Below are 20,394 nucleotides of genomic sequence, written 5' to 3' on the forward strand. Positions count from 1 at the left end.
AAGTATTGAAAACGGGCTAACTCATGGCGAATCCACTCCGACAGAACATCGTTGCGCTGACAATTCTGCAAGCAGCCAACATGCTGCTGCCGCTTGCAACATTTCCCTACCTGTTGCGCGTGCTGCGCCCGGAACACTTTGGCGCATACATCTTCGCACAAGCCATCATTGGCTACCTCGTACTGCTGACCGACTACGGTTTCAACTGGTCATCGACTGCCCACGTCGCACGGGTCCAGAATGACCGGTACGCGGTGTCGAAGATCTTCTGGGCGACGCAAGGCGCCAAGGCGCTGATCGCGGTGGTCTGCCTCGCGATGCTGCTGTTAGTGGCGTTGTTCGTGGCAAGACTGCGCGAATTGCTGCCGGTTCTGCTGGCGACCTATCCGGTCGTGATCGGAACGGTGCTGTTTCCGCAGTGGCTGTTCCAGGGCCTGGAGCAGATGACGCTGACTACCGTTTCTATGCTGAGCGCGCGGCTGCTGCTGTTTCCGCTCACGTTCGTCCTGGTGCACTCGCCGGCCGACACGTGGATCGCCTCGCTGATCAGCTCGATGAGCGTGGTTGCTGCCGGACTCGTCGCCTCGTTCCTGATCGTAAAAGACCGGATGATTGTCGCGATGGTGCCGGGCAAGGCGGAGATCCTGGAGACGCTTCGTGACGGCTGGCACACGTTCATTTCCACCGCAGCGATCAGTTTGTACACCACCACCAATAGCGTGGTGCTCGGATTTATTGCGGGGGATGCCGCTGTTGGCTTCTTTGGCGTCGCCGACAAGATCCGCAACCTCGCCCAGGCGCCGCTCGGACCGGTCGCCAACGCGGTGTACCCGCGCGTGACGGCGCTCTTTTCCGAAGACTCCGCCAAGGCGTTTGCGCTGGTGCGCAAGATGTTTTACCTGGCGGGCTCGTCCATGTTGCTGGCTTCGGTCGCGCTGTGGGGCGGCGCCGAGTTGATCGTTCGTATCGCGATGGGCTCCGGGTACGAACCGGCCGTGATCGTCCTGAAGTGGATGGCGCCGATGCCACTGCTCATCGGGCTAAGCGGTGTATTCGGCGTTCAGCTGATGCTGCCGCTCGGCATGAAGAAGAAGGTCAGCGAGATCCTGATCGTCGCCGGCCTGTTCAATCTTGCCATCCTCGTGCCGCTTGTATGGTTTTACGGCGCTCAGGGCGCGGCAATGTCAGCGCTGGCCACCGAGTTTCTCGTCACGGCCTCGATGGCGCTTTACCTGATCAAATGCAAGGTTCCGGCTTTCCAAACGAGGGTGCGCACAGATGAAATATGACTTCCTTATCGTAGGCGCCGGCTTTGCGGGCGCGGTCTGTGCCGAACGCCTCGCGGCAAGCGGAAAACGCGTGCTCGTCGTCGACAAACGGAATCATATAGGCGGCAACGCCTACGACCGGCACGATGAGAACGGCGTGCTGATCCATCCGTACGGTCCGCATATCTTTCATACCAACAGCAAGCGGATATTCGAATACCTGTCGGCTTTTACCGATTGGCGCTTCTACGAGCATCGCGTGAAAGCCTATGTAGACGGGGGCCTCTATCCAATACCGATTAATCGCACGACGATCAACAGGTTATATGGCCTCGACCTGAACGAGCAGGCCACCGTGGCGTTTCTCGAGTCGGTACGTGAAGCGCGAGGAACCGTCTCCACCAGCGAAGACGCGGTGCTCAGCAGCGTTGGCCGCGATCTGTGCGAGAAGTTTTTCCGTGGCTACACGCGCAAGCAATGGGGACTCGATCTGTCTGAACTGTCTGCGGGTGTCGCTGCGCGAATCCCAACCCGTTCGAACGACGACGACCGGTACTTCACCGATACTTTTCAATTCATGCCGGCGCAAGGCTACACCGCGATGTTCGAAAAGATGCTTGGCAGTCCAGATATCGACGTACGACTGTCGACCGACTATAACGAGGTGAAAGCGAGTATCGAATGCGGCCACCTTGTGTACACAGGACGGATCGACGCGTATTTCGGCTATCGCTTCGGCAAGCTTCCGTACCGCAGCCTGGATTTTCAGCACCAGCATCTGAGCGACGTGGAGCGCTTTCAGACGACAGGTACCGTCAACTATCCGAACGATCACGAATACACGAGGATTACGGAGTTCAAGCACCTCACCGGGCAGCAGCATCCGGGCACCTCGATCGTCAGGGAGTATCCGCGAGCCGAAGGTGAGCCGTACTACCCGATTCCACGCAAGGAAAACGAGGCATTGTTCCTGCGCTACAACGCGCTTGCGGAGACAGTTGCCGATATTACTTTTGTGGGCAGGCTCGCGCAGTATCGCTACTACAACATGGACCAGGTCGTTGGTGCGGCGCTCAAGACTGCAGAAGGACTCATCCAGGGAGCGGGAATAAGGGAGTTCTAGCTGGCACCTGCCTTCGCCTGCGCATCGGGCGCGCCGTAGTAGCTGTTTCATGGTTTCGCGCGATCGGCGTCGGTCAAATGCAATTCTTCGCGGTGACTGTCTTTCCGTGTCCCGTAATCTGCTCTCAACGCATAGGGAGATTGAGAGATGAAAAAGTACCTGGTCGTTCTGAGGTGTGGAGACAGTTCCTTGCATCCGCAATGGTTCAGCGGCGGACAGGCCCCCAACTTTGATTTGATGCTGAGTTACTACGGGAAGAACGAAGATTATGCAGACATCTTTGCCAAAGCCATACATCGATTCAAAGGATCAAAATGGGAAGGTCTTAACGACTTCATGTTGCAAAATGCCCAATTGATTCTGCAATATCGTTACATCTGGCTCCCGGACGACGACATCCTGACGGATGTTCAAACCCTGAACGACTTCTTCGAGTATGTAGAACGAGAGAATTTCGCACTCGCGCAACCGTCTCTCGACGAGAGAAGCTATTTCGGTCACCAAACGACGTTGCAAAACAGCGCGTTTGAATTTCGCGAAACAAATTTCGTGGAGGTGATGATGCCATGTTTCTCGTCGAATGCTTTGCATGCGATAAAACACAGCTTTGGGATGAACCAATCAGGCTGGGGCGTCGATTTCTTGTGGCCCAAGTGGGTCGCTTCTTTTGGAAAGGTTGGCATTATTGATCGTTTTTCCGTGTTCCATACACGCCCGGTCGGTTCGGCTGGGAGCGGCATGGGAGACGATTCAACTACGAGTCCATTGTTTGAATTGAATCAGACGCTCGCGCAATACGGGATGCTGGGCGCTCCGATAAAGGTCATTCGTGGCAAAACAAGCGATGTAGGCAAATCATATGCGAGCGGTCGACTGGGCAATCCAATGTTGTTCATTCATGCGGTAAAGGGCAGCAATCCGGTGCGACGGAAAGATATCGTCAGTTTTATGAGGCTACTGAAAGAGTATCTCCCGTGGCTTCATCATATCAAGCGCACAACGTGGCCAATACATCCGGCTCCGGAAAGGCGCTCAAGCCGTTGAGAATGATAGAGGTGGGCGCGCAAATTCGGACAGTCGGATAAGTGGAACGCTCGGGGCCTGAGCCGGCGATAATGCCGACAAAGGAACCAGGAAGATGACGAAGAGAACCCGACGGACGCACTCAGCCGCGTTCAAAGCGAAAGTGGCGATGGCGGCGGTCAAGGGCGAGCGGACGCTAGCCGAACTGGCGCAGCAGTTCGATGTGCACCCGAACCAGATCACCGAATGGAAGCGGCAGTTGCAGGAACGTGCCGCCGACGTGTTTGGCGCAGGCGGCACGGCGTCGAGCGAGCCGCAAGTCGATTTGAAGGAGCTACATGCGAAGATCGGCCAGCTCACGCTGGAGAACGATTTTTTAAGCGGCGCGCTCAACAAAGCGGGATTGCTGAGCGCAAAGCGATGATCGATCGTACGCACGCATTGCCGGTCTCGCAGCAGGCGCGACTCGTTGGTATCGCAAGATCGAGCGTGTATTACCGGGCGCAACCGGTGAGCGAGGCAGACCAGTTGCTGATGCGCCGGATCGATGAACTGCACATGGAGTTTCCGTTTGCCGGAGCGCGGATGCTGGCGCGACTGCTGCGTCGCGAGGCACACGAGATTGGCCGCAGGCGCGTGCGCACGCTGATGAAGCGCATGGGTATCGAGGCGCTGTACTGCAAGCCGAACACGAGCCGACGCAATGCTCAGCACAAGATCTGGCCGTATCTGCTGCGGGGCATGACGATCAATCGGGCAAACCAGGTCTGGGCACTGGATACGAGTTATATCCCGATGGCGCGCGGCTTCGTGTATCTGACCGCCGTGGTGGACTGGGCCAGCAGGAAGGTACTGGCCCACCGCGTAGCGATCACGATGGAGGCGATGCACGCTGTCGAGGCGTTGGAAGAAGCGTTCGCGAAGTACGGGCAACCTGAGATCGTCAATACCGACCAGGGCAGCCAGTTCACCGCGATAGCGTTCACCGAGGCCGTGCTCAGCCGGGGCATCCGCTTGTCGATGGACGGCAAAGGTGCCTGGCGAGACAACGTGTTCGTCGAGCGCGTGTGGCGAAGCGTGAAATATGAAGAGGTGTATCTGAAAGCCTATGAATCGGTCGGCCACGCCCGGCGCTCAATCGGCGATTACATCAATCTGTACAAGTGCGTTTCATACTGCCCAACCTCGCTATGTTGTTGATAAATCTAGAGAGCCCTGTTGTGTCGTTGGTATTGTGGGGTGTCCACGCCGTGCGCGAGCCCGTTCGACGAGTTCGGTAACTGCGTCCCCGGTTAACGAATTGCGATTGAAGATCCATGGCCCGTTGGGTAACGGATGTTCGGCTGGGATCTTGTTGCGCTCAACTGCGAGCCTGAGCGTTCCGGGGCTCACACCGATGAACGCCGATGCCTCGGTCAACGTCATCCATCCTTCAGCAGCACGTCGTTCGCTCGAATAGACCGGGATCTGATGGTGGCTGCGCAACGCGGTGACTCGCTCCTGGGTCCAGAAGTTACCCCGGCCGGTTCGCAGGTCATTGCGATTGAGTACGCCGGCGATCACCAGATCCGGACAGACACGGACGAGCTGGCGCACGGCATCAATTGCTTCACGTGACGTATGCGTAGTGTTCTCTCCGCGGCGCCGCCGCGGTACGCGAATCTCGGTATGTACTCCGCCCTTCCAGTGAATGACGAGCACGATTTCGCTCGTTGCGTCGTCAACGTCAACGACGACTTCGTGGATCAGGGTGCGCACTATGCGCTTCTTCAGGCGGGCGTCGGCCTGCGGCCAGATCGATTCCAATGCAGTGGCAAGATCGGCAAACTCCTCTGGCTGGATAGGCGGTATCTGGCCGGATGTGCCCGACTGTTGCTCGATACGCGATTCCAGTTCCTCTACGCGTAGTAGCGCATGATTCCAGCGCCGCTCCAGTTCGTCGGCGACAAGCCGGTTCTCGGGGTCAGCAGCATCGTACTGTTTCTGCGCGCGTTGCGCGGCGTAGCGTGCAGCCTGAAGATCCCGCTGCAACGCGGCCAGCACTTCGTCCTGCTTCAGGGTCTCTTCTTCGCGCGCCACGATTGCTGCCTCAATTGCCGCCGGTTGAACGACCTGCAAGACCGCCTCGGCGATGGCCGCGTCCGCGCGTGTGCCACCGAACGCAATACAACGCGGTTGCCCCTTGTCCATCCAGCCGCGATGACAGCTATAGCGCAAGGCGTCGTGCCTGTTACCCGTGTAGTGTAGCGTCAGCTTGCTCGCGCAGCGCCTGCAGCGCAACAGTCCCGCCAGCAGAGCCTCACCGTTCTTCGGGGCGCCAGCGTGTCCGGCCAGACGCAGGTTGCCGCTAATGGCACACTGGATCCGTTCGAATTCGTCCCAGTCAACGTACCCTTCGTGGGCATTCGGAATGAGCGCAAGCCACTGATCCCGTGGTTTGCGGCGATCACGTTTGCGTGGTTCCCCAGCCTCGTAATGGATCGCGCATTCGGTCTTGCCATAGGCATACGTGCCACCGTAGATCGGGTTGGTCAGGATCCGGTACAGCGTGCCGTAGCTCGGCCGTTTCCATTGGATTTCGCCGCGCGGCATGCATGCCGGCAACTGCAGGCCGTGCTCCAGGAACCATAACAACGTCTGACGCACCGAACCAATCGCGCCGAACTGGCGGAATACCGAGCGGATGGCGTCCTGCACGCGCAAATCCGGATCCTTCTCCAGGCGCTGGTCTTCGGTCTTGCAGTAACCCACCGGCGCCGCGACAATGAGTTCGCCGCGTTTGGCCTTCTCCCGACGAGCTTCGAGCGAACGCTGACGCAACAGATCCAGCTCGTATTCGTTCAGGCTGCCCTTCAAGCCGAGCAGCAAACGATCGTTGCTCTGCCGCGGTGAGTAGACGGTCTCCTGATCGACGAGCACCGTGTCGACGACGCGGCACACCTCAACCAGTTGCTGCCACTCGCGACTGTTGCGCGCGAATCGTGAAACCTCGCGAGCGGCAACTGCGCCGACGTGCCCAAGACAGACCTCTGCGACCATCCGTTCGAAGCCCGTGCGCGTTTGCGTTCCGGCCGCAGAGCGTCCCAGATCCTCGTCGATCACCTCGATCTCGTTCCAGCCCAACTGATGCAGACGATCCTGCATCGCATACTGCAGCTTCTGGCTCTCCAGATTGTGGCTGACCTGATAGGCCGACGACTGGCGCACGTACAGCATGGCCTTGCGCGCCAGATGCTGCGCCCGAATCTTGTCACTCATCGCGCACCTCCGGCTCGTGTACGGCGGCGAGCAACCCGCGACGCTGTTGCCGCAGCAGTTGCGCCAGCAAACGCACCGTCTGCTGCCGGACCTCCTGCGGCAGGTGCGCCCATTGTGGTGTCTTCGGAAAGGGACGGAACAGGTCGAGTTGACCGCCCGGTTGGGGGTTTGTCTGGCGTCGCATCAGCACCTCCTGTACGGAGCAAAGGATGGTGCTCGGCTTGTACCATACCGCGCGGCGTGGCAGCAGGCGCCTGCGCCAGCAGGTACTTCAGTTCCCTCAATGCTTCACAGCTGACGGCGGGAGACGTTGCCGAGGTAATGCGACAGCAGGCAACGGGATCGAACATCCATTGCGGCACCTCCAGCAAGCCTGCCGTGTCGAACGGCTCTCGCCCACAGCGCAGCACTGACTCGGCGTTCTTCCTCTCTATCGTGGTGAAAATCCATACCGTGTGCCCGTACCACGGATGCCAGCGGTAGAGAACCTCCTTTGATTCGCTGATATGGGCGTTGTGTTGACGGCTTGTACAACCAGAGACGGCCTCATTCGAGTCTGGAAGACCGCACGCCGGATGAGGCATACTTCGCAACACTGCCTGCGATCAAATTGGCAGCATGACTGCCCCGGACGTTCCACTTAAAAATATCGAGAACCTGTCCGAACAAGCGAGGCCACCTCTCGCGGCGGTGGTGCGTGGTGTGGCGCGTCGTCTTCGGGTGTCGATACCGGGTCGCTGACGTCTTGCCCGTGGATGCCTTTGGCCAATGCTCGTCCTTAGTCGTTTTGATCGTGCCGCACTTGCCGCGCGCCCGGCACGATAGCCGCAGACGTCGCCGATGACGTCGCCGATGAAGCAGACGCAGCCGAAGGCGAGGAAGCCGAAGAAGGTGCCGAGGCAGCCGAAGAAGCCGCCGCCGGATGCCGCGGATCATGCAGCTCATCGGTCGACCACCCGCCGCCCAGATCGCCAAACAACGACGCCGCGTGCAGCAAGCGCGATTCCTGCACGTTCAGCGCGGTCTGCCGCGTCGTCAATTGCGTCGCTTGCGCAATCGCGACCGTCGTGTAATCGACGGTGCCCGCCTGGTATTCGTTGAACGCGATCTCCGCGCCACGGTCCGCGTCGCGCACCGCCGTTTCGAGCACGAGCGCCTGCTCGGCGAGAATGCGCAGGCCGGACAGATCGTCCTCGACGTTCTGGAACGCGCCCAGCACCGTGCCGCGATAGTTGGCAACGGCCGCGTCGTAGGCCGCCTTCGCCGCGTCGACATCCGCGCTGCGCAGGCCGCCGTCGAACAGCGTCTCGGTCGCGCTGCCGCCGAGCGACCACACGTAGTTCGCGGCCTTCAGCAGACCGGACAGCGGCGACTGCGTGAATCCGGCCACGGCCGACAGCGAGATGTCCGGGTAATACGCGGCCACCTCGACGCCGATCGCCGCATTCTGCGCGGCCATCTTGCGCTCGGCGGCGGCGATGTCGGGGCGGCGTTCGAGCAGCGTCGACGGCACGCCGACCGGCGCCGACGGCAGCGCCGGCATCGCGGTGCTATGCGTGATCGACAGCTCTTCCGGGTTCTTGCCGACCAGCACCGCGATCGCATGCGCGTTCTGCGCGCGCGCGACGCCGAGCGCGATCAGATCGGACTTCGCGGTATTCAACTGGCTGCGCGCGGTGATCACGTCGCTCGGCGCAATCGTGCCCGCGCGATCCTGCTCGGTGACGACGTCGAGATAGTGCTGATACGCGACGACCGTTTGCTGCAGGAGGTCGATGTTCGCGTCGCTGGTGCGCAGCTCGATGATCGCGGTCGCGAGCGCGACCTGCTCGGAGAGCGTCGCATTCGCGAGCGTCGCTTCGCTCGACTGCGCGCTCGCGGCGTTTTCCTCGACGGTGCGGCGCACCTGGCCCCACAGATCCGGCGCCCAGCTCACGTTGCCTTCCAGCGAACCCGAATTGACGATGCGCGTCGCCGTACCGTTGACGAAGCTTCCCGAGGCACTGACCGAACCGCTGCTCGCGCGTTCGCGCGTCGCCGAACCGGTAGCGCCGATGGTCGGAAACAGGGCCGCGTGCGCGGCGCGCACTTCGGCGAGCGCTTGCTGGTAGTTCGCGTAGTCCACGCGCACGGTCTGGTTCGACACCGCGACGAGCGGTTCGAGTTCGTCGATCAACGGATCGTTGAACGCGCTCCACCATGTGCCCTTCGGGCCGGTCGCGTTCGGCTCGGCCTGGGTCCAGCCCGGCAGTTCCGAGTACGTGGCGGGCACGCTGACCTGCGGCCGGTGATAGTCCGGGCCGACCATGCAGCCGGCGTTGAACAGCGCCAGCAGCGCGACGGCGAGCGTCGCGATGCTCGGCAACCCGGCGCGAGATCCTGTCATTCGTTCAGTCGAAATCTTCATCGTCATGCCTTCGTATCCGCTTGTCCCGGCTTCGCGTCGCGGTTCCAGCGCAGCCCCGCGGACCATCTGACCAGCCGTGCACGCAGACGGTCGAGATACAGATAAATCACCGGCGTCGTATAGAGCGTAAACATCTGGCTCAGGATCAGCCCGCCCATCACCGTGATACCGAGCGGCTGACGCAGCGAGCCGCCCTGGCCCATGCCGACCGCGAGCGGCACCGCGCCGAGCACGGCCGCGAATGTCGTCATCATGATCGGCCGCAGCCGGATCAGCGCGGCCGCGTGGATTGCGTCGCGCGCGGGCATCTGTTGCTGGCGCTGCAACTGGATCGCGACGTCGACCATCATGATGCCGTTCTTCTTGACGATACCGATCAGCAGGATGATGCCGATCATCGCGATCACCGAAAACGGCGTGCCGAAGATCAGCAGCGCGAGCGTCGCGCCGATGCCCGCGGATGGCAGCGTCGACAGAATCGTCAGCGGGTGGATCGAGCTCTCGTACAGCACGCCGAGCACGATGTAGACGACGCCGAGCGCCGCGAGAATCAGCAGCGGCACCACGCCCATCGACTGCGAATAGGCCGCCGCCGCGCCTGCGAACGAGCCGTGGATGCTCGCGGGCATGCCGATCTCGCGGATCGTTTCGTTGATCGCCGCGCCCGCCTGGCTCAGCGACCCGCCGGCCGGCAGGTTGAACGAGATCGTCGCGGCGACGAGCCCGCTCTGGTGGTTCACCTGCGTCGACGTATGGCTGTTCCTATACGAGGTCAGCACCGACAGCGGCACCATCGTTTCGGCAGCCGTGCTGTCCGCGCTACCGGTCGAACTGCCGCCCTTGCTGTTGGCGATGCTGTTGTTGGTCGCGTTCGACTGCGCGTCCGAGTTGCGCGAGTTCGTGTTCGACGACGTGCCGGTCGTGGTCGCGGTAGTCGTTGCCGATACCGTGCCGTGCGGCATCTGTGTCGCGGCCGTGCCGGTCGGATTGCCGGCGGACGTGCTCAGATAGATCCGGTTCAGCGTCTCTGGATACTGCCAGTACTCAGGCGCGACCTCCATCACGACGAAGTACTGGTTCAGCGGGTTGTAGATCGTCGACACGGTGCGCTGGCCGAACGCGTCGTACAGCACGTTGTCGATCTGATTCGCCGCAAAGCCGTAGCGCGCGGCGGTCGCGCGATTGATCGTCAGGTAGCTCTGCAGGCCGTTCTGCTGCAAGTCGGAGTTCACGTCGAGCAGCCGCCCGCGCTGCTTCGACAACGCGGCGACGAGCTTCGGCGTCCACGCAAACAGCGCGGCGGAATCGTCGCTCGTCAGCGTGTACTGGTACTCGGCCGCCGATTGCCGCCCGCCGATGCGCAAATCCTGCTGCGCCTGCAGAAAGAGCCGCGCGCCCGACACTTCGTCGAGCTTCGGCCGCAGCCGGTTGACGACCTGGGTGGCCGTTGCGTGCCGCTGCGACAGCGGCTTCAGCTCGATGAACACATTGGCGGTATTGAGCGCGCGCCCGCCGGTAAAGCCCGCGACGGACTGCACCGCCGGATCCCTTTGCACGATCGACTGCAACTGCGCGAGCTTCTTCTGCATCGCCGTGAACGAAATGCTCTGGTCGGCGATGATCTGCCCGATCACGATGCCGGTGTCCTGCTCGGGGAAGAAGGTGGCCGGCACCAGCTTCAGCATGAACACGTTGCCGACCAGCAGCGCGAACAGCAGCAGGATCACCAGCAGCGAATGATCGAGCACGGCCATCAGCGTGCGTGCGTAGACGTGCTTGAAGCGATCGAACTGCCGCTCGATCCACCGCGCCCAACGCGCTTTCGAATGACCTGCGTTGTCGCGGCTCAGCACGTACGCGCACATCGCGGGCGTGACCGTCAACGAGATCACCAGCGAAATCAGGATCGCGATCGACAGCGTGATCGCGAACTCATGGAACATCAGTCCGACGATGCCCGGAAACAGGATGATCGGCAGAAACACCGCGATCAGCGACAGGCTCATCGAGATCACCGTGAAGCCGACTTCGCCCGCACCCTTCAGCGCGGCCTCTTTCGGACTCAACCCCTGCTCCATGTACCGCACGACGTTTTCGAGCACGACGACCGCGTCGTCGACGACGAAGCCGGTGCCGATGGTCAGCGCCATCAGCGACAGATTGTCGATGCTATAGCCGAGCAGATACATCGGCCCGAAGGTACCGACGATCGACAGCGGCAACGCGACCGCCGGCACCAGCGTCGCGCGCGGCGACTGCAGGAAGATGAACACGACGCCGACCACCAGCAGCACCGCGATGAACAGCGTGCGCTCGGTATCGCTGACCGACGAGGTGACCGACTGCGAACGATCGATCGCGACATCGACGTGCACGTTGCTCGGCAACGTCGCTTCGATCGCGGGCAGCACGTTGCGTATCTGCTGCACGGTGCTGACCACGTTGCTGCCCGGCATCGGATAGACGATCACGAGAATCGCCGACTTGCCGTTGAAGAGCCCCGCGTTGCGGATGTTTTCGTTCGAGTCGCGCACCTGGGCGACGTCGCGCAACTGCACCGGCGCGCCGTCGCGATACGCGACCACCAGATCGCGATACGGCGCCGCGTGCGTGATCTGATCGTTCGAGGTGACCACGTAGCGCTGATCGCCGACGTCGATATGCCCCTTCGCGCTGTCGGCATTGGCCGCACTGATCGCCGCGCGCACGTCTTCCATGCCGATCCCGTAGCTATTGAGCTTGCCCGGCTGCAACTCGACGCGCACGCTCGGCAACGCGCCGCCGCCGAGCGTGATCTGGCCGACGCCCTGCACCTGCGACAGCTGCTGCTGGATCACTGAATCGGCGGAGTCGTAGAGCTGCGCTTTGGTCAGCGTGTCCGAGGTCAGCGACAGCACCATGATCGGCGCCTCGGCCGGGTTGTACTGGCGGTAGCTCGGATTGCTGCGCAGCGTGGTGGGCAGATCGGCGCGCGCGGCCTGGATCGCCGCCTCGACGTCGCGCGCGGCGCCGTTGATGTCGCGCTTCAGGCCGAACTCGACGATGATCAACGACGAGCCGACATAGCTGATCGAGGTCAGCTCCGCGACGTCGGCGATGGTTGCGAGCCGCCGCTCGAGCGGCTCGGCCACCGTCGACGCCATGATATTCGGGCTCGCGCCGGCCATGTTGGCCTGCACGACGATCACCGGAAACGCGATGTTCGGCAGCGGCGCGACCGGCATGCGGAAATACGCGAGCGTGCCGGAGATCAGGATCGCGATCGCGAGCAGCGTCGTCGCGACCGGCCGCCGGATGAAGATCGCCGGGATGTTCACCGCGTGCCCTCCGCGCCGCCTTCCGGCGGACGCCCGCCCGGCTCGTCGCCGCCGTTCCGCTTAGCGCGCTCGGCGCGCCAGCGGTTCACGCGCGTCGCCATACGGTCGAAGAACAGATAGATCACCGGCGTCGTGAACAGCGTCAGCACCTGGCTCAGCGTCAGGCCGCCGATGATCGCGAGACCGAGCGGCCGGCGCAGTTCCGAACCGGTGCCGGTGCCGAGCAGCATCGGCAGTGCGCCGAGCATCGCGGCGAACGTCGTCATCAGGATCGGCCGGAAACGCAGCAGCGACGCCTCGAAGATCGCATCGCGCGGCGCCTTGCCATGATTGCGTTCGGCATCGAGCGCGAAGTCGACCATCATGATCGCGTTCTTCTTGACGATGCCGATCAAGAGCACGATGCCGATGATGCCGATCACGTCGAGATCCATACCCGCGAGCATCAGCGAGAGCAGCGCGCCGATACCGGCCGACGGCAGTGTCGACAGGATCGTGACCGGATGGATGAAGCTCTCGTACAGCACGCCGAGCACGATATACACGGCAACGAGCGCCGCGATCAGCAGATAGACCTCGCTGGAGAGCGAATCCTCGAACGCCGCGGTCGCGCCTTGCAGCGACGACGTGATCGACGGCGGCAGGTCGATCGCCTGCTCGGCCTGGTGAATCTCCTTGACCGCGGTGCTCAACGATGCGCCCTTCGCGAGATTGAACGACACCGTCACCGACGGAAACTGCGCGAGATGGCTGATCACGAGCGGCGCCTTCGCGATCTGGATCTTCGCGATGCCGGAAAGCGGCACCTGACCCGTGCTGCTGGTCTGGCTCGGCAGATACAGATTGCCGATCGACTGCACGGTCGGCATCGTTTCCGGCTTCGCGACCAGAATCACGCGGTACTGGGCCGATTGCTCGAAGATCGTCGACACGATGCGCTGGCCGAGCGCGTCGTACAACGCGTTGTCGATCGTCGCGGGCGTGATGCCGAAGCGCGCGGCCAGTTGCCGGTTCACTTCGACGTTCACGCTGAGGCCGTCGCTATTGAGATCGCTCTGCACGTCCGACAGCGACGGAATCTGCTTCAGGCGCGCGACGAGTTCCGGCACGTACTTCTGGAACGCCTGCTGGCTCGGTCCGCGCAACACGAAGCTGTACTGGTTCGGCGACACGGTCGTGTCGAGCGTCAGGTCCTGCGCAGGCTGCATGAACAGCTTCACGCCGGGCACGTGCGCGACTTCCTGCGCGAGCCGGCGCGCGATTTCCTGGGCGGTGTCCGAGCGCTGGTCGCGCTCGCGCAGATTGATCAGGAAGCGACCGTTGTTCAGCGTCGCATTGGTGCCGTCGATGCCCACGTACGACGTCAGGGAGACCACGTCCGGGTCTTTCAGGACCGCCTCGGCGAGCGCGCTCTGGCGCTGCACCATCGCCGCGTACGACACCGAGTTGTCGGCTACGCTGATGCCCTGGATCACGCCGACGTCCTGCACCGGAAACAGTCCCTTCGGAATCACCACATACAGGATGCCGGTCAGCACCACGGTGGCGATCGCGACCATCAGCGTCAGCGTCTGATGATCGAGCACCCAGCGCAGGCCGCGCTCGTAGGCGGCGAGCGTCTTGTCGAACAGGCCCTCGCTGATGCGCTCGAAGCGGCTCGGATGGCGCTCGGCCTGCGCGCGCAGCATCCGCGCGCACAGCATCGGCACCACCGTCAGCGACACGACCGCCGAAATCACGATCGTGACCGCGAGCGTCACCGCGAACTCGCTGAACAGCCGCCCGATCACGCCGCCCATGAACAACAGCGGAATCAGCACCGCGATCAGCGAAATAGTCAGCGACAGAATCGTGAAGCCGATCTGCCCCGCGCCTTCGAGGGCGGCTTCGAGCGGCGACATGCCCTCTTCCAGATAGCGCACGATGTTCTCGATCATCACGATCGAGTCGTCGACCACGAAGCCGGTCGCGATGATCAACGCCATCAGCGACAAGTTGTCGATCGAGTAGTTGAGCTGGTACATCACCGCGAGCGTGCCGATCAGCGAGACCGGCACCGAGATGCTCGGAATCAGCGTGGCGGGCACGTTGCGCAGGAACACGAAGATCACCGCGACGACCAGCACGATCGCGAGAATCAGTTCGAACGCGGCGTCCGCGACCGACGCGCGGATCACGCCGGTGCTGTCCGACACCACGGTCACTTTCATGCCGGCCGGCAGCGTCGATTCGAGCTGCGGCAGCTCCTTCATGATCTGGTTGACCGTCTGGATCACGTTCGCGCCCGGCTGGCGCTGCACGTTCAGCACGATCGCGGGCGAGCCGTTGTACCAGGCGCCGCGCTCGACGTCCTGGGCGGCCTGGCTTACGCGCGCGACGTCGCGCATGAATACGGGCGAGCCGTTCTGGTAGGCGATTACGGTGTCGAGGTAGTCCTTCGGATCGGTGATCTGATCATTGCCGTTGATCGTGTAGTCGAGATCGGGGCCGTCGAAATTGCCCTTCGGCTGGCTCACGTTCACATAGCTCAGCAGCGTGCGCAAATCGTCGATGTTCAGACCGTAGGCGGCGAGCTTGTGCGGGTCGGCTTCGACGCGGATCGCGGGCACGTTGCCGCCGCTCGTCGTCACGACGCCGACGCCCGCCACTTCCGAGATCTTCGTGCCGAGGCGGTTGTTCGCGACGTCCTCCAGTTGCGTCAGCGACATCGACTTCGAGGTGACGGCGAGCGTCAGAATGGGCTGGTCGGCGGGATTGACCTTTGCGTAGGTCGGCGGCGCCGGCAAGCCCGACGGCAGATAGCTGTTCGCCGCGTTGATCGCCTGCTGCACGTTCTGCTCGGCGATGTCGAGGTTCAGCGACAGATCGAACTGCAGCGTGATCACCGACGCCCCGTCCGAACTGTACGAGGTCATCTGCTGCAGGCCCGGAATCTCGCCGAGCTGCACCTCGAGCGGCGCGGTCACGGTGGTCGCCATCACCGTCGGGCTCGCGCCCGGATAAAAGGTCTGCACCTGAATCGTCGGATAGTCGACGTTCGGCAGCGACGACACCGGCAGCACGCGCATCGCGATCAGACCGACGAGCACGAGCGCGATCATCAGCAGCAGCGTCGCGACCGGACGAAGAATGAACAGGCGGGAAATGTTCATCGGCGCGGGGGTCCGTTACGACGAGGCGGCTTCGGACGCGGCCGGCGCAGGCGATGCCGCCGCGCTCGACGCCGGCGCGGCTTCGGACGCGGCGGCGGGCGCTTTCGGGCCGGCGGCGGACTTCGGATGCGCCGGCTGGATCTTCGCGCCGTCGTTCAGACGATCCATGCCGTCCGTCACGACCGGGTTGCCGGCCGCGAGTCCCGACACGATCACCGTGTTCTTGCCGTCGCCCGGTCCGAGCTTGACCTTGTGCACGGACACCGTGCTGTCCGGATTGACCAGATAGACGAAGTCGCCCGGCGCGCCGGACTGTACCGCGGCGGTCGGCACGAGCACCGCGTTCTGCATCGTGTCGACGAGCAGCTTCACGTTGACGAACTCGTTCGGGAACAGCGTTTCGTCGTCGTTCGCGAAGGTCGCGCGCAAGGTGACGGTGCCGGTCGCGGTCGCCATCTGGTTGCTGACCGCGTACAGCGTGCCGGTCGCGATCTCGCGCGAGTTATCGCTCGAATACGCGGTGACCGGCAGCTTCGCGCCGGTGGCGAGACGCTGCACGATCGACGCGAGCGAATCCTGCGACACCGTGAACTGCACCGTGGTCGGCTTCACGGTCGTGATGACGACGATGCCCGTCGACGACGACGCGGTCACGTAGTTGCCCGGATCGACGAGCCGCAAGCCGACCTTGCCCGCAATCGGCGCGGTGATGCGGCAATAGGCGAGGTCGAGATCGAATTGGGCGATGTTGGCGAGGTCGACCTTCACCGCCGCTTCGTCCTGCTGCACGAGGAATTGCTGATCCGCGAAGGTTTGCTGCGCGATCGACTTGCGTTCGTTCAACTGCGTATAGCGCTCGAGATCGGCGCGCGCCTGCGCGAGCGACGCGCGGTCTTTCGCGAGCGTCGCTTCCGCCTGCTGCTTGCTGATCTGATACTGGCGCGGATCGATCTGCGCGAGGAACTGGCCTTTTTGCACCTCCTGGCCTTCTTGATAGCCGACTTCGGTCAGATAGCCGCTCAGCTGCGGCAGCACGGTCACGGTTGCGATCGGCGTGACGGTGCCGAGCTCGCTCAGTGTGACCGGCATCGAACCGAGCGTCGCCTGCGCGACGGTGACGACGATCGCCGCGTTCTCGCGCACCGGCTTCTTGCGCGTCATCAGATGAATCACGACGAGCGCGACCAGCATGAGCACGACAACCGCGAAGATGATGAGCCCGCGTCGGGAGCGCTTTGGCGGCGGGGACACGGTTTCGCTCATGTTGATCTCCGGGAACGGATATTGGTGTCGATACTCGGTTGGAAGCTCGTCCGCTGACGGGACTGCGCAAAAGTGCCATGGTTCACGCGCGTTGTCATCAGTCGAACGCCTCCGGACGTGTTGTTATGAAGACGTAAGGAAATGGGGCGAGGGCTTGAATACGGGCATGCGTGAATGTAACCGGCTTGCGCCGGCCTTGAGTTACAGGGGCGCAACATGTTGCCCGCTTGAAGAGTCCGGGGCATCGATCGGGCGGCACGTGGGGGCGGACACCCGCATGGGCAGAGTTATGGGCCGGGCGGGACATCGCAATATGCGGTAACAGACGACAGCCAACTGGCAACCGGGCCGTGCGTCCAGAATCGTCACAATCGTCCGCTATCATCGCGAGCCAGCGTCGCGCGCGCCGCGACTGTCACGACACCCCACAACCTCGCCCCGATGTCCATCACCGTCAATTTCCCAGCCGAAGTCCGCGACTGGATCGCCGCCAACCTTTCGCGCGGCGTCGCGCCCCAAGCGATCGTCAACGAACTGGTAAACCGCGACAACGCGGCCGAGCTCGCGTCGGCGATGGTCGATGCGGTCGCATCGGCGTTCCTGTACGGTATGGCGCTGCCCGGCGACAAGCTCGAAGTCGGCAGCGCGCCGCTCAGCTACCAGCCCGAGCCGCTGCGCGTGCCCGACGCTCCGCTGATCCAACTCGGCGAGCGCAAGGTGCGCGTGCTGTCGCGGCTGCAACGACCGGCCGCCGTGCACATCGCCAATTTCCTGAGTGCCGATGAATGCGAGCAGCTGATCGCGCTCGCACAGCCGCGGCTCGACCGGTCGGCCGTCGTCGATCCAGTGACCGGCCGCGATGTGATCGCCGGTCATCGAAGCAGTCACGGGATGTTTTTCCGTTTGGGCGAGACGCCGTTGATCTCGCGCATCGAGGCGCGCATCGCGGAACTCACGGCAACCCCGGTCGAAAACGGCGAAGGCCTGCAAATGCTGCACTATGAGGAAGGCGCGGAGTCGACGCCGCACGTCGACTATCAGATGACGAGCAACGAAGCGAATCGTGAGTCGATCGCGCGCAGCGGCCAGCGCATGGGCACGCTGCTGATGTATCTGAAAGACGTCGAAGGCGGCGGTGAGACGGTGTTTCCGCAGCTTGGCTGGTCGGTCGCACCGCAGCGCGGGCACGCGCTCTACTTCGAATATGGGAACCGCTACGGGCTGTGCGATCCGAGCTCGCTGCACGCGAGCACGCCGCTGCGCACGGGCGACAAGTGGGTGGCGACCAAATGGATTCGTACGCGGCGCTTCGCGCCGCGCGTTCAGGCTTGAGAAGTCAGGCCTGACAGGCAACGCTTGCAGCGTCGCGCTGCTAGCCGCGGCGGGCTGCAGCGCGAAGCCGGTAGCAGGATGGGCGCGTCAGACGCCGCGCCCTCGAAGCAAGGTAATCAGAACTGCTCGATCCACGTGGCAAGGCGATCGGCGGCGAACTCGCTACCGCGCTGCGCCGGCCGGAACGCGATCGCATCGCCTTCACTGGCCGGCTGCAGTGCAACGTCATTGCCGTCGAGCCACAGAAGGCTCGCCAGCCATACCGCGTGCCCGCTCGACACCGCGGTGTTGCCCGGCTCCGCGAGAAACTCCGCGAGTGTGGCCGGCTGGTCGCACACGAGACCATCGCCTTCGCGGCGCACATTGATGCCTGCCTCGGAAAATACCCCGGCCAGCGTCGTCAGTGCGTCGCTCGCAGTCACGCTCGCGCTGCCGTGACGGTTACGCAGCGTGGCGAGGTGCGCGGCCACCGTATGACCGAACGCGCCGCTGCGGGCACTCTCGGCCGCGATCAGATCGGAGTAGTCCTGCAGCAGCCAGTCCGGCTCGGAGTTCGGCACGTCGGCGAGTACCGCTGCGGCGAGATACGTCTCGACCGGCTGAAAGCGCTCGGGCCCGATCAGCGTGGCCGACAGCGAACGCACCAGACCGATGCGAGTGGCGACCACCTGCTTTTGCAGCACGCCCAGCTTCTCGCGCACCAGCGTGTCGCGCTCCTTGCGCAGCTCGGCCAGCTCGAGCGCCTGCTTCAGCTCCATGCGCAGCGCCGTGATGTCCCAAGGCTTCTTGATGTAGCGATGGATATGACCGAGGTTGACGGCCGCGACGGTCTGATCGATTTCCGAATACGCGGTGGTCAGGATCCGCACGACATGCGGAAAGCGCTCGCTCGCATAGCGCAGCAGCTCGTTGCCGAACTCGCCCGGCATACGCTGGTCGGAAACCAGCACCCCCACCCTGTCGCCGTGCTCGTCGAGCAGCGCCTTGCCCTCTTCCACCGAGCCGCCAGTCAGGACCGGCGCCAGGCTTCCGATGGCACGCTGGAAGTACTTTACGGCGGTAGCTTCGTCATCGACGAAAATGATCGCCGGCGCCAACTCCTCTGTGGCTTTTGCTTCGTTCATCAACAACTCCTGTGCGTTTGACCTTTGATATGGGGGAAATCCAGCACTACGGTGGTGCCTCCCCACGACGTGGACTCGATCCTGAGTCCGCCGCCACAGGACTGCATGACACGGTTGCATAGAATCAGGCCCAAGCCGTTCCCCCCGGATTTCGCGTGCGTTGTAATTGGGTCCGTCAACAGGCGGTCTTTGATCTCGGGCGGAATTCCCGGCCCGTTGTCGCAGATGCCGATGCTCGGGTGGGGTTCCGTTGTCACGGTAAAGCGCACCGACGGCGACGGCACATCCGCGAGCGCGCGCAACGCGTTGGACAACAGCGACGACAGCACGAGCGCCACGCAATTCGGTTGCGTGAGCACGGCAAAGTCGCTGTCGACGTCGACCTGCACCCACGAGCGCTGCGCGGTCGTAAACGGATACGTATCGAGCAACGCCGAGATCAGCCCATGCGCGGTACTCTCGATGCGCGCCTCGTCGCCCTCCAGTTGCCGGCGCCGCCCATTGTGCACCGAGCGCCAGAAGGACGACACCACCGCCATGCAGTACTGCGCGCTCTCGCGCATCGATTTCGCGGCGCCGAGAATTTCGCCTTCCGCATCGCGCTCCGCGTCGATGCGATCTTCGATGCTGTGCGCGTTCAACGCGATCGCCGCGAGCGGCGTGTTCAGTTCGTGCGCGATGAACGCCAGGGTTTCGTCGATGGCGATCAGGCGCTGATTCTGCATCGCGCGTTCGTGGTAACGATCAAACGCCAGTTGCAGCGTATCGCGCACTGCCGCCGGCTTCAGCGGCTTTTCGAGGATGCGGAACACCTCGCCGGTGTTGACCGTCTGCAATAACATCTCGACGTCTGCATAAGCAGTGACCAGAATCCGCACGATGTGCGGATATTCCAGCGCCACCTGGCGCAGCAGGTCGCCACCGTCACGCCCCGGCATGCGGAAGTCCGTGACCAGCACCGCGATGCGGGCGTTGTCCTGCTCGAGGATAGCGATCGCCTCGTCGCTGCTCGTCGCGAGCAGGACCTCGTAATCGGCACCTACGGTGCGCGCGAAATATTTGCAGGCCAACTCTTCGTCATCGACGTAGAGAAGAGTGGGCTGTGTCTGTCGGATGTCATTCATGGT

At 62.9% G+C, this 20,394-nt stretch carries 12 protein-coding genes and 1 pseudogene; 5 read left to right on the plus strand and 8 right to left on the minus strand.

Annotated features, from left to right (window positions below):
• Positions 1–23 precede the first annotated feature (23 nt).
• The 4 genes and pseudogenes from OKW39_RS34430 to OKW39_RS34445 form a co-directional block, all read left to right on the plus strand.
• The gene (locus OKW39_RS34430) at positions 24–1,289 is read left to right on the plus strand and encodes a flippase (protein WP_429364544.1); all 1,266 of its coding nucleotides are present in this window, start codon (positions 24–26) and stop codon (positions 1,287–1,289) included.
• Positions 1,279–2,391 carry a UDP-galactopyranose mutase gene (gene glf / locus OKW39_RS34435; RefSeq protein WP_429364546.1) on the plus strand — a complete coding sequence of 371 codons (1,113 nt, stop codon included), beginning with the start codon at positions 1,279–1,281 and terminating at the stop codon, positions 2,389–2,391. The genes OKW39_RS34430 and glf overlap by 11 nt, the downstream gene beginning before the upstream one ends.
• A 147-nt stretch (positions 2,392–2,538) precedes the next feature.
• Positions 2,539–3,435 carry a DUF707 domain-containing protein gene (locus tag OKW39_RS34440; RefSeq protein ID WP_429364548.1) on the plus strand — a complete coding sequence of 299 codons (897 nt, stop codon included), beginning with the start codon at positions 2,539–2,541 and terminating at the stop codon, positions 3,433–3,435.
• A 94-nt stretch (positions 3,436–3,529) separates the two neighbouring features.
• Positions 3,530–4,575 (plus strand): annotated as a pseudogene (locus OKW39_RS34445) (IS3 family transposase); the annotation flags it as partial.
• A 27-nt stretch (positions 4,576–4,602) separates the two neighbouring features.
• Here OKW39_RS34445 and OKW39_RS34450 read toward each other — a convergent pair.
• The 6 genes from OKW39_RS34450 to OKW39_RS34475 all read right to left on the minus strand — a co-directional run bounded on the left by OKW39_RS34450 (position 4,603) and on the right by OKW39_RS34475 (position 16,811).
• Complete coding sequence (locus OKW39_RS34450; RefSeq protein ID WP_429563910.1) at positions 4,603–6,672, minus strand: recombinase family protein; 2,070 nt, start codon at positions 6,670–6,672, stop codon at positions 4,603–4,605.
• Positions 6,665–6,856: a hypothetical protein gene (locus tag OKW39_RS34455; protein WP_027803874.1), complete on the minus strand. Its 192-nt coding sequence runs from the start codon at positions 6,854–6,856 to the stop codon at positions 6,665–6,667. The genes OKW39_RS34450 and OKW39_RS34455 overlap by 8 nt, the downstream gene beginning before the upstream one ends.
• Positions 6,857–7,450: 594 nt before the next feature.
• On the minus strand, positions 7,451–9,085 hold the full coding sequence (locus OKW39_RS34460) for an efflux transporter outer membrane subunit (RefSeq protein ID WP_429333305.1): 1,635 nt from the start codon (positions 9,083–9,085) through the stop codon (positions 7,451–7,453).
• Positions 9,082–12,396 carry an efflux RND transporter permease subunit gene (locus OKW39_RS34465; RefSeq protein WP_429564669.1) on the minus strand — a complete coding sequence of 1,105 codons (3,315 nt, stop codon included), beginning with the start codon at positions 12,394–12,396 and terminating at the stop codon, positions 9,082–9,084. Before OKW39_RS34465 ends, OKW39_RS34460 begins: the two co-directional genes overlap by 4 nt.
• On the minus strand, positions 12,393–15,548 hold the full coding sequence (locus tag OKW39_RS34470; protein WP_429564670.1) for an efflux RND transporter permease subunit: 3,156 nt from the start codon (positions 15,546–15,548) through the stop codon (positions 12,393–12,395). Before OKW39_RS34470 ends, OKW39_RS34465 begins: the two co-directional genes overlap by 4 nt.
• Before the next feature lie 15 nt (positions 15,549–15,563).
• Positions 15,564–16,811 carry an efflux RND transporter periplasmic adaptor subunit gene (locus OKW39_RS34475; RefSeq protein ID WP_429564671.1) on the minus strand — a complete coding sequence of 416 codons (1,248 nt, stop codon included), beginning with the start codon at positions 16,809–16,811 and terminating at the stop codon, positions 15,564–15,566.
• 441 nt (positions 16,812–17,252) lie between these two features.
• Between OKW39_RS34475 and OKW39_RS34480 the strand changes: the two genes are divergently transcribed.
• Positions 17,253–18,143, plus strand: a complete 891-nt coding sequence (locus OKW39_RS34480; protein WP_429564672.1) for a 2OG-Fe(II) oxygenase — start codon at positions 17,253–17,255, stop codon at positions 18,141–18,143.
• A gap of 116 nt (positions 18,144–18,259) precedes the next feature.
• Here OKW39_RS34480 and OKW39_RS34485 read toward each other — a convergent pair whose 3' ends face one another.
• Positions 18,260–19,267 (minus strand): response regulator, encoded by a 1,008-nt coding sequence (locus tag OKW39_RS34485; protein WP_429564673.1) that lies wholly within the window; start codon positions 19,265–19,267, stop codon positions 18,260–18,262.
• A complete protein-coding gene (locus tag OKW39_RS34490) occupies positions 19,267–20,391 on the minus strand; it encodes an ATP-binding protein (RefSeq protein WP_429333300.1) in 1,125 nt (374 codons plus the stop codon). The genes OKW39_RS34485 and OKW39_RS34490 overlap by 1 nt, the downstream gene beginning before the upstream one ends.
• Positions 20,392–20,394 lie beyond the last annotated feature (3 nt).

This window comes from Paraburkholderia sp. MM6662-R1 (assembly GCF_050436245.1).
GTDB lineage: Bacteria > Pseudomonadota > Gammaproteobacteria > Burkholderiales > Burkholderiaceae > Paraburkholderia > Paraburkholderia tuberum.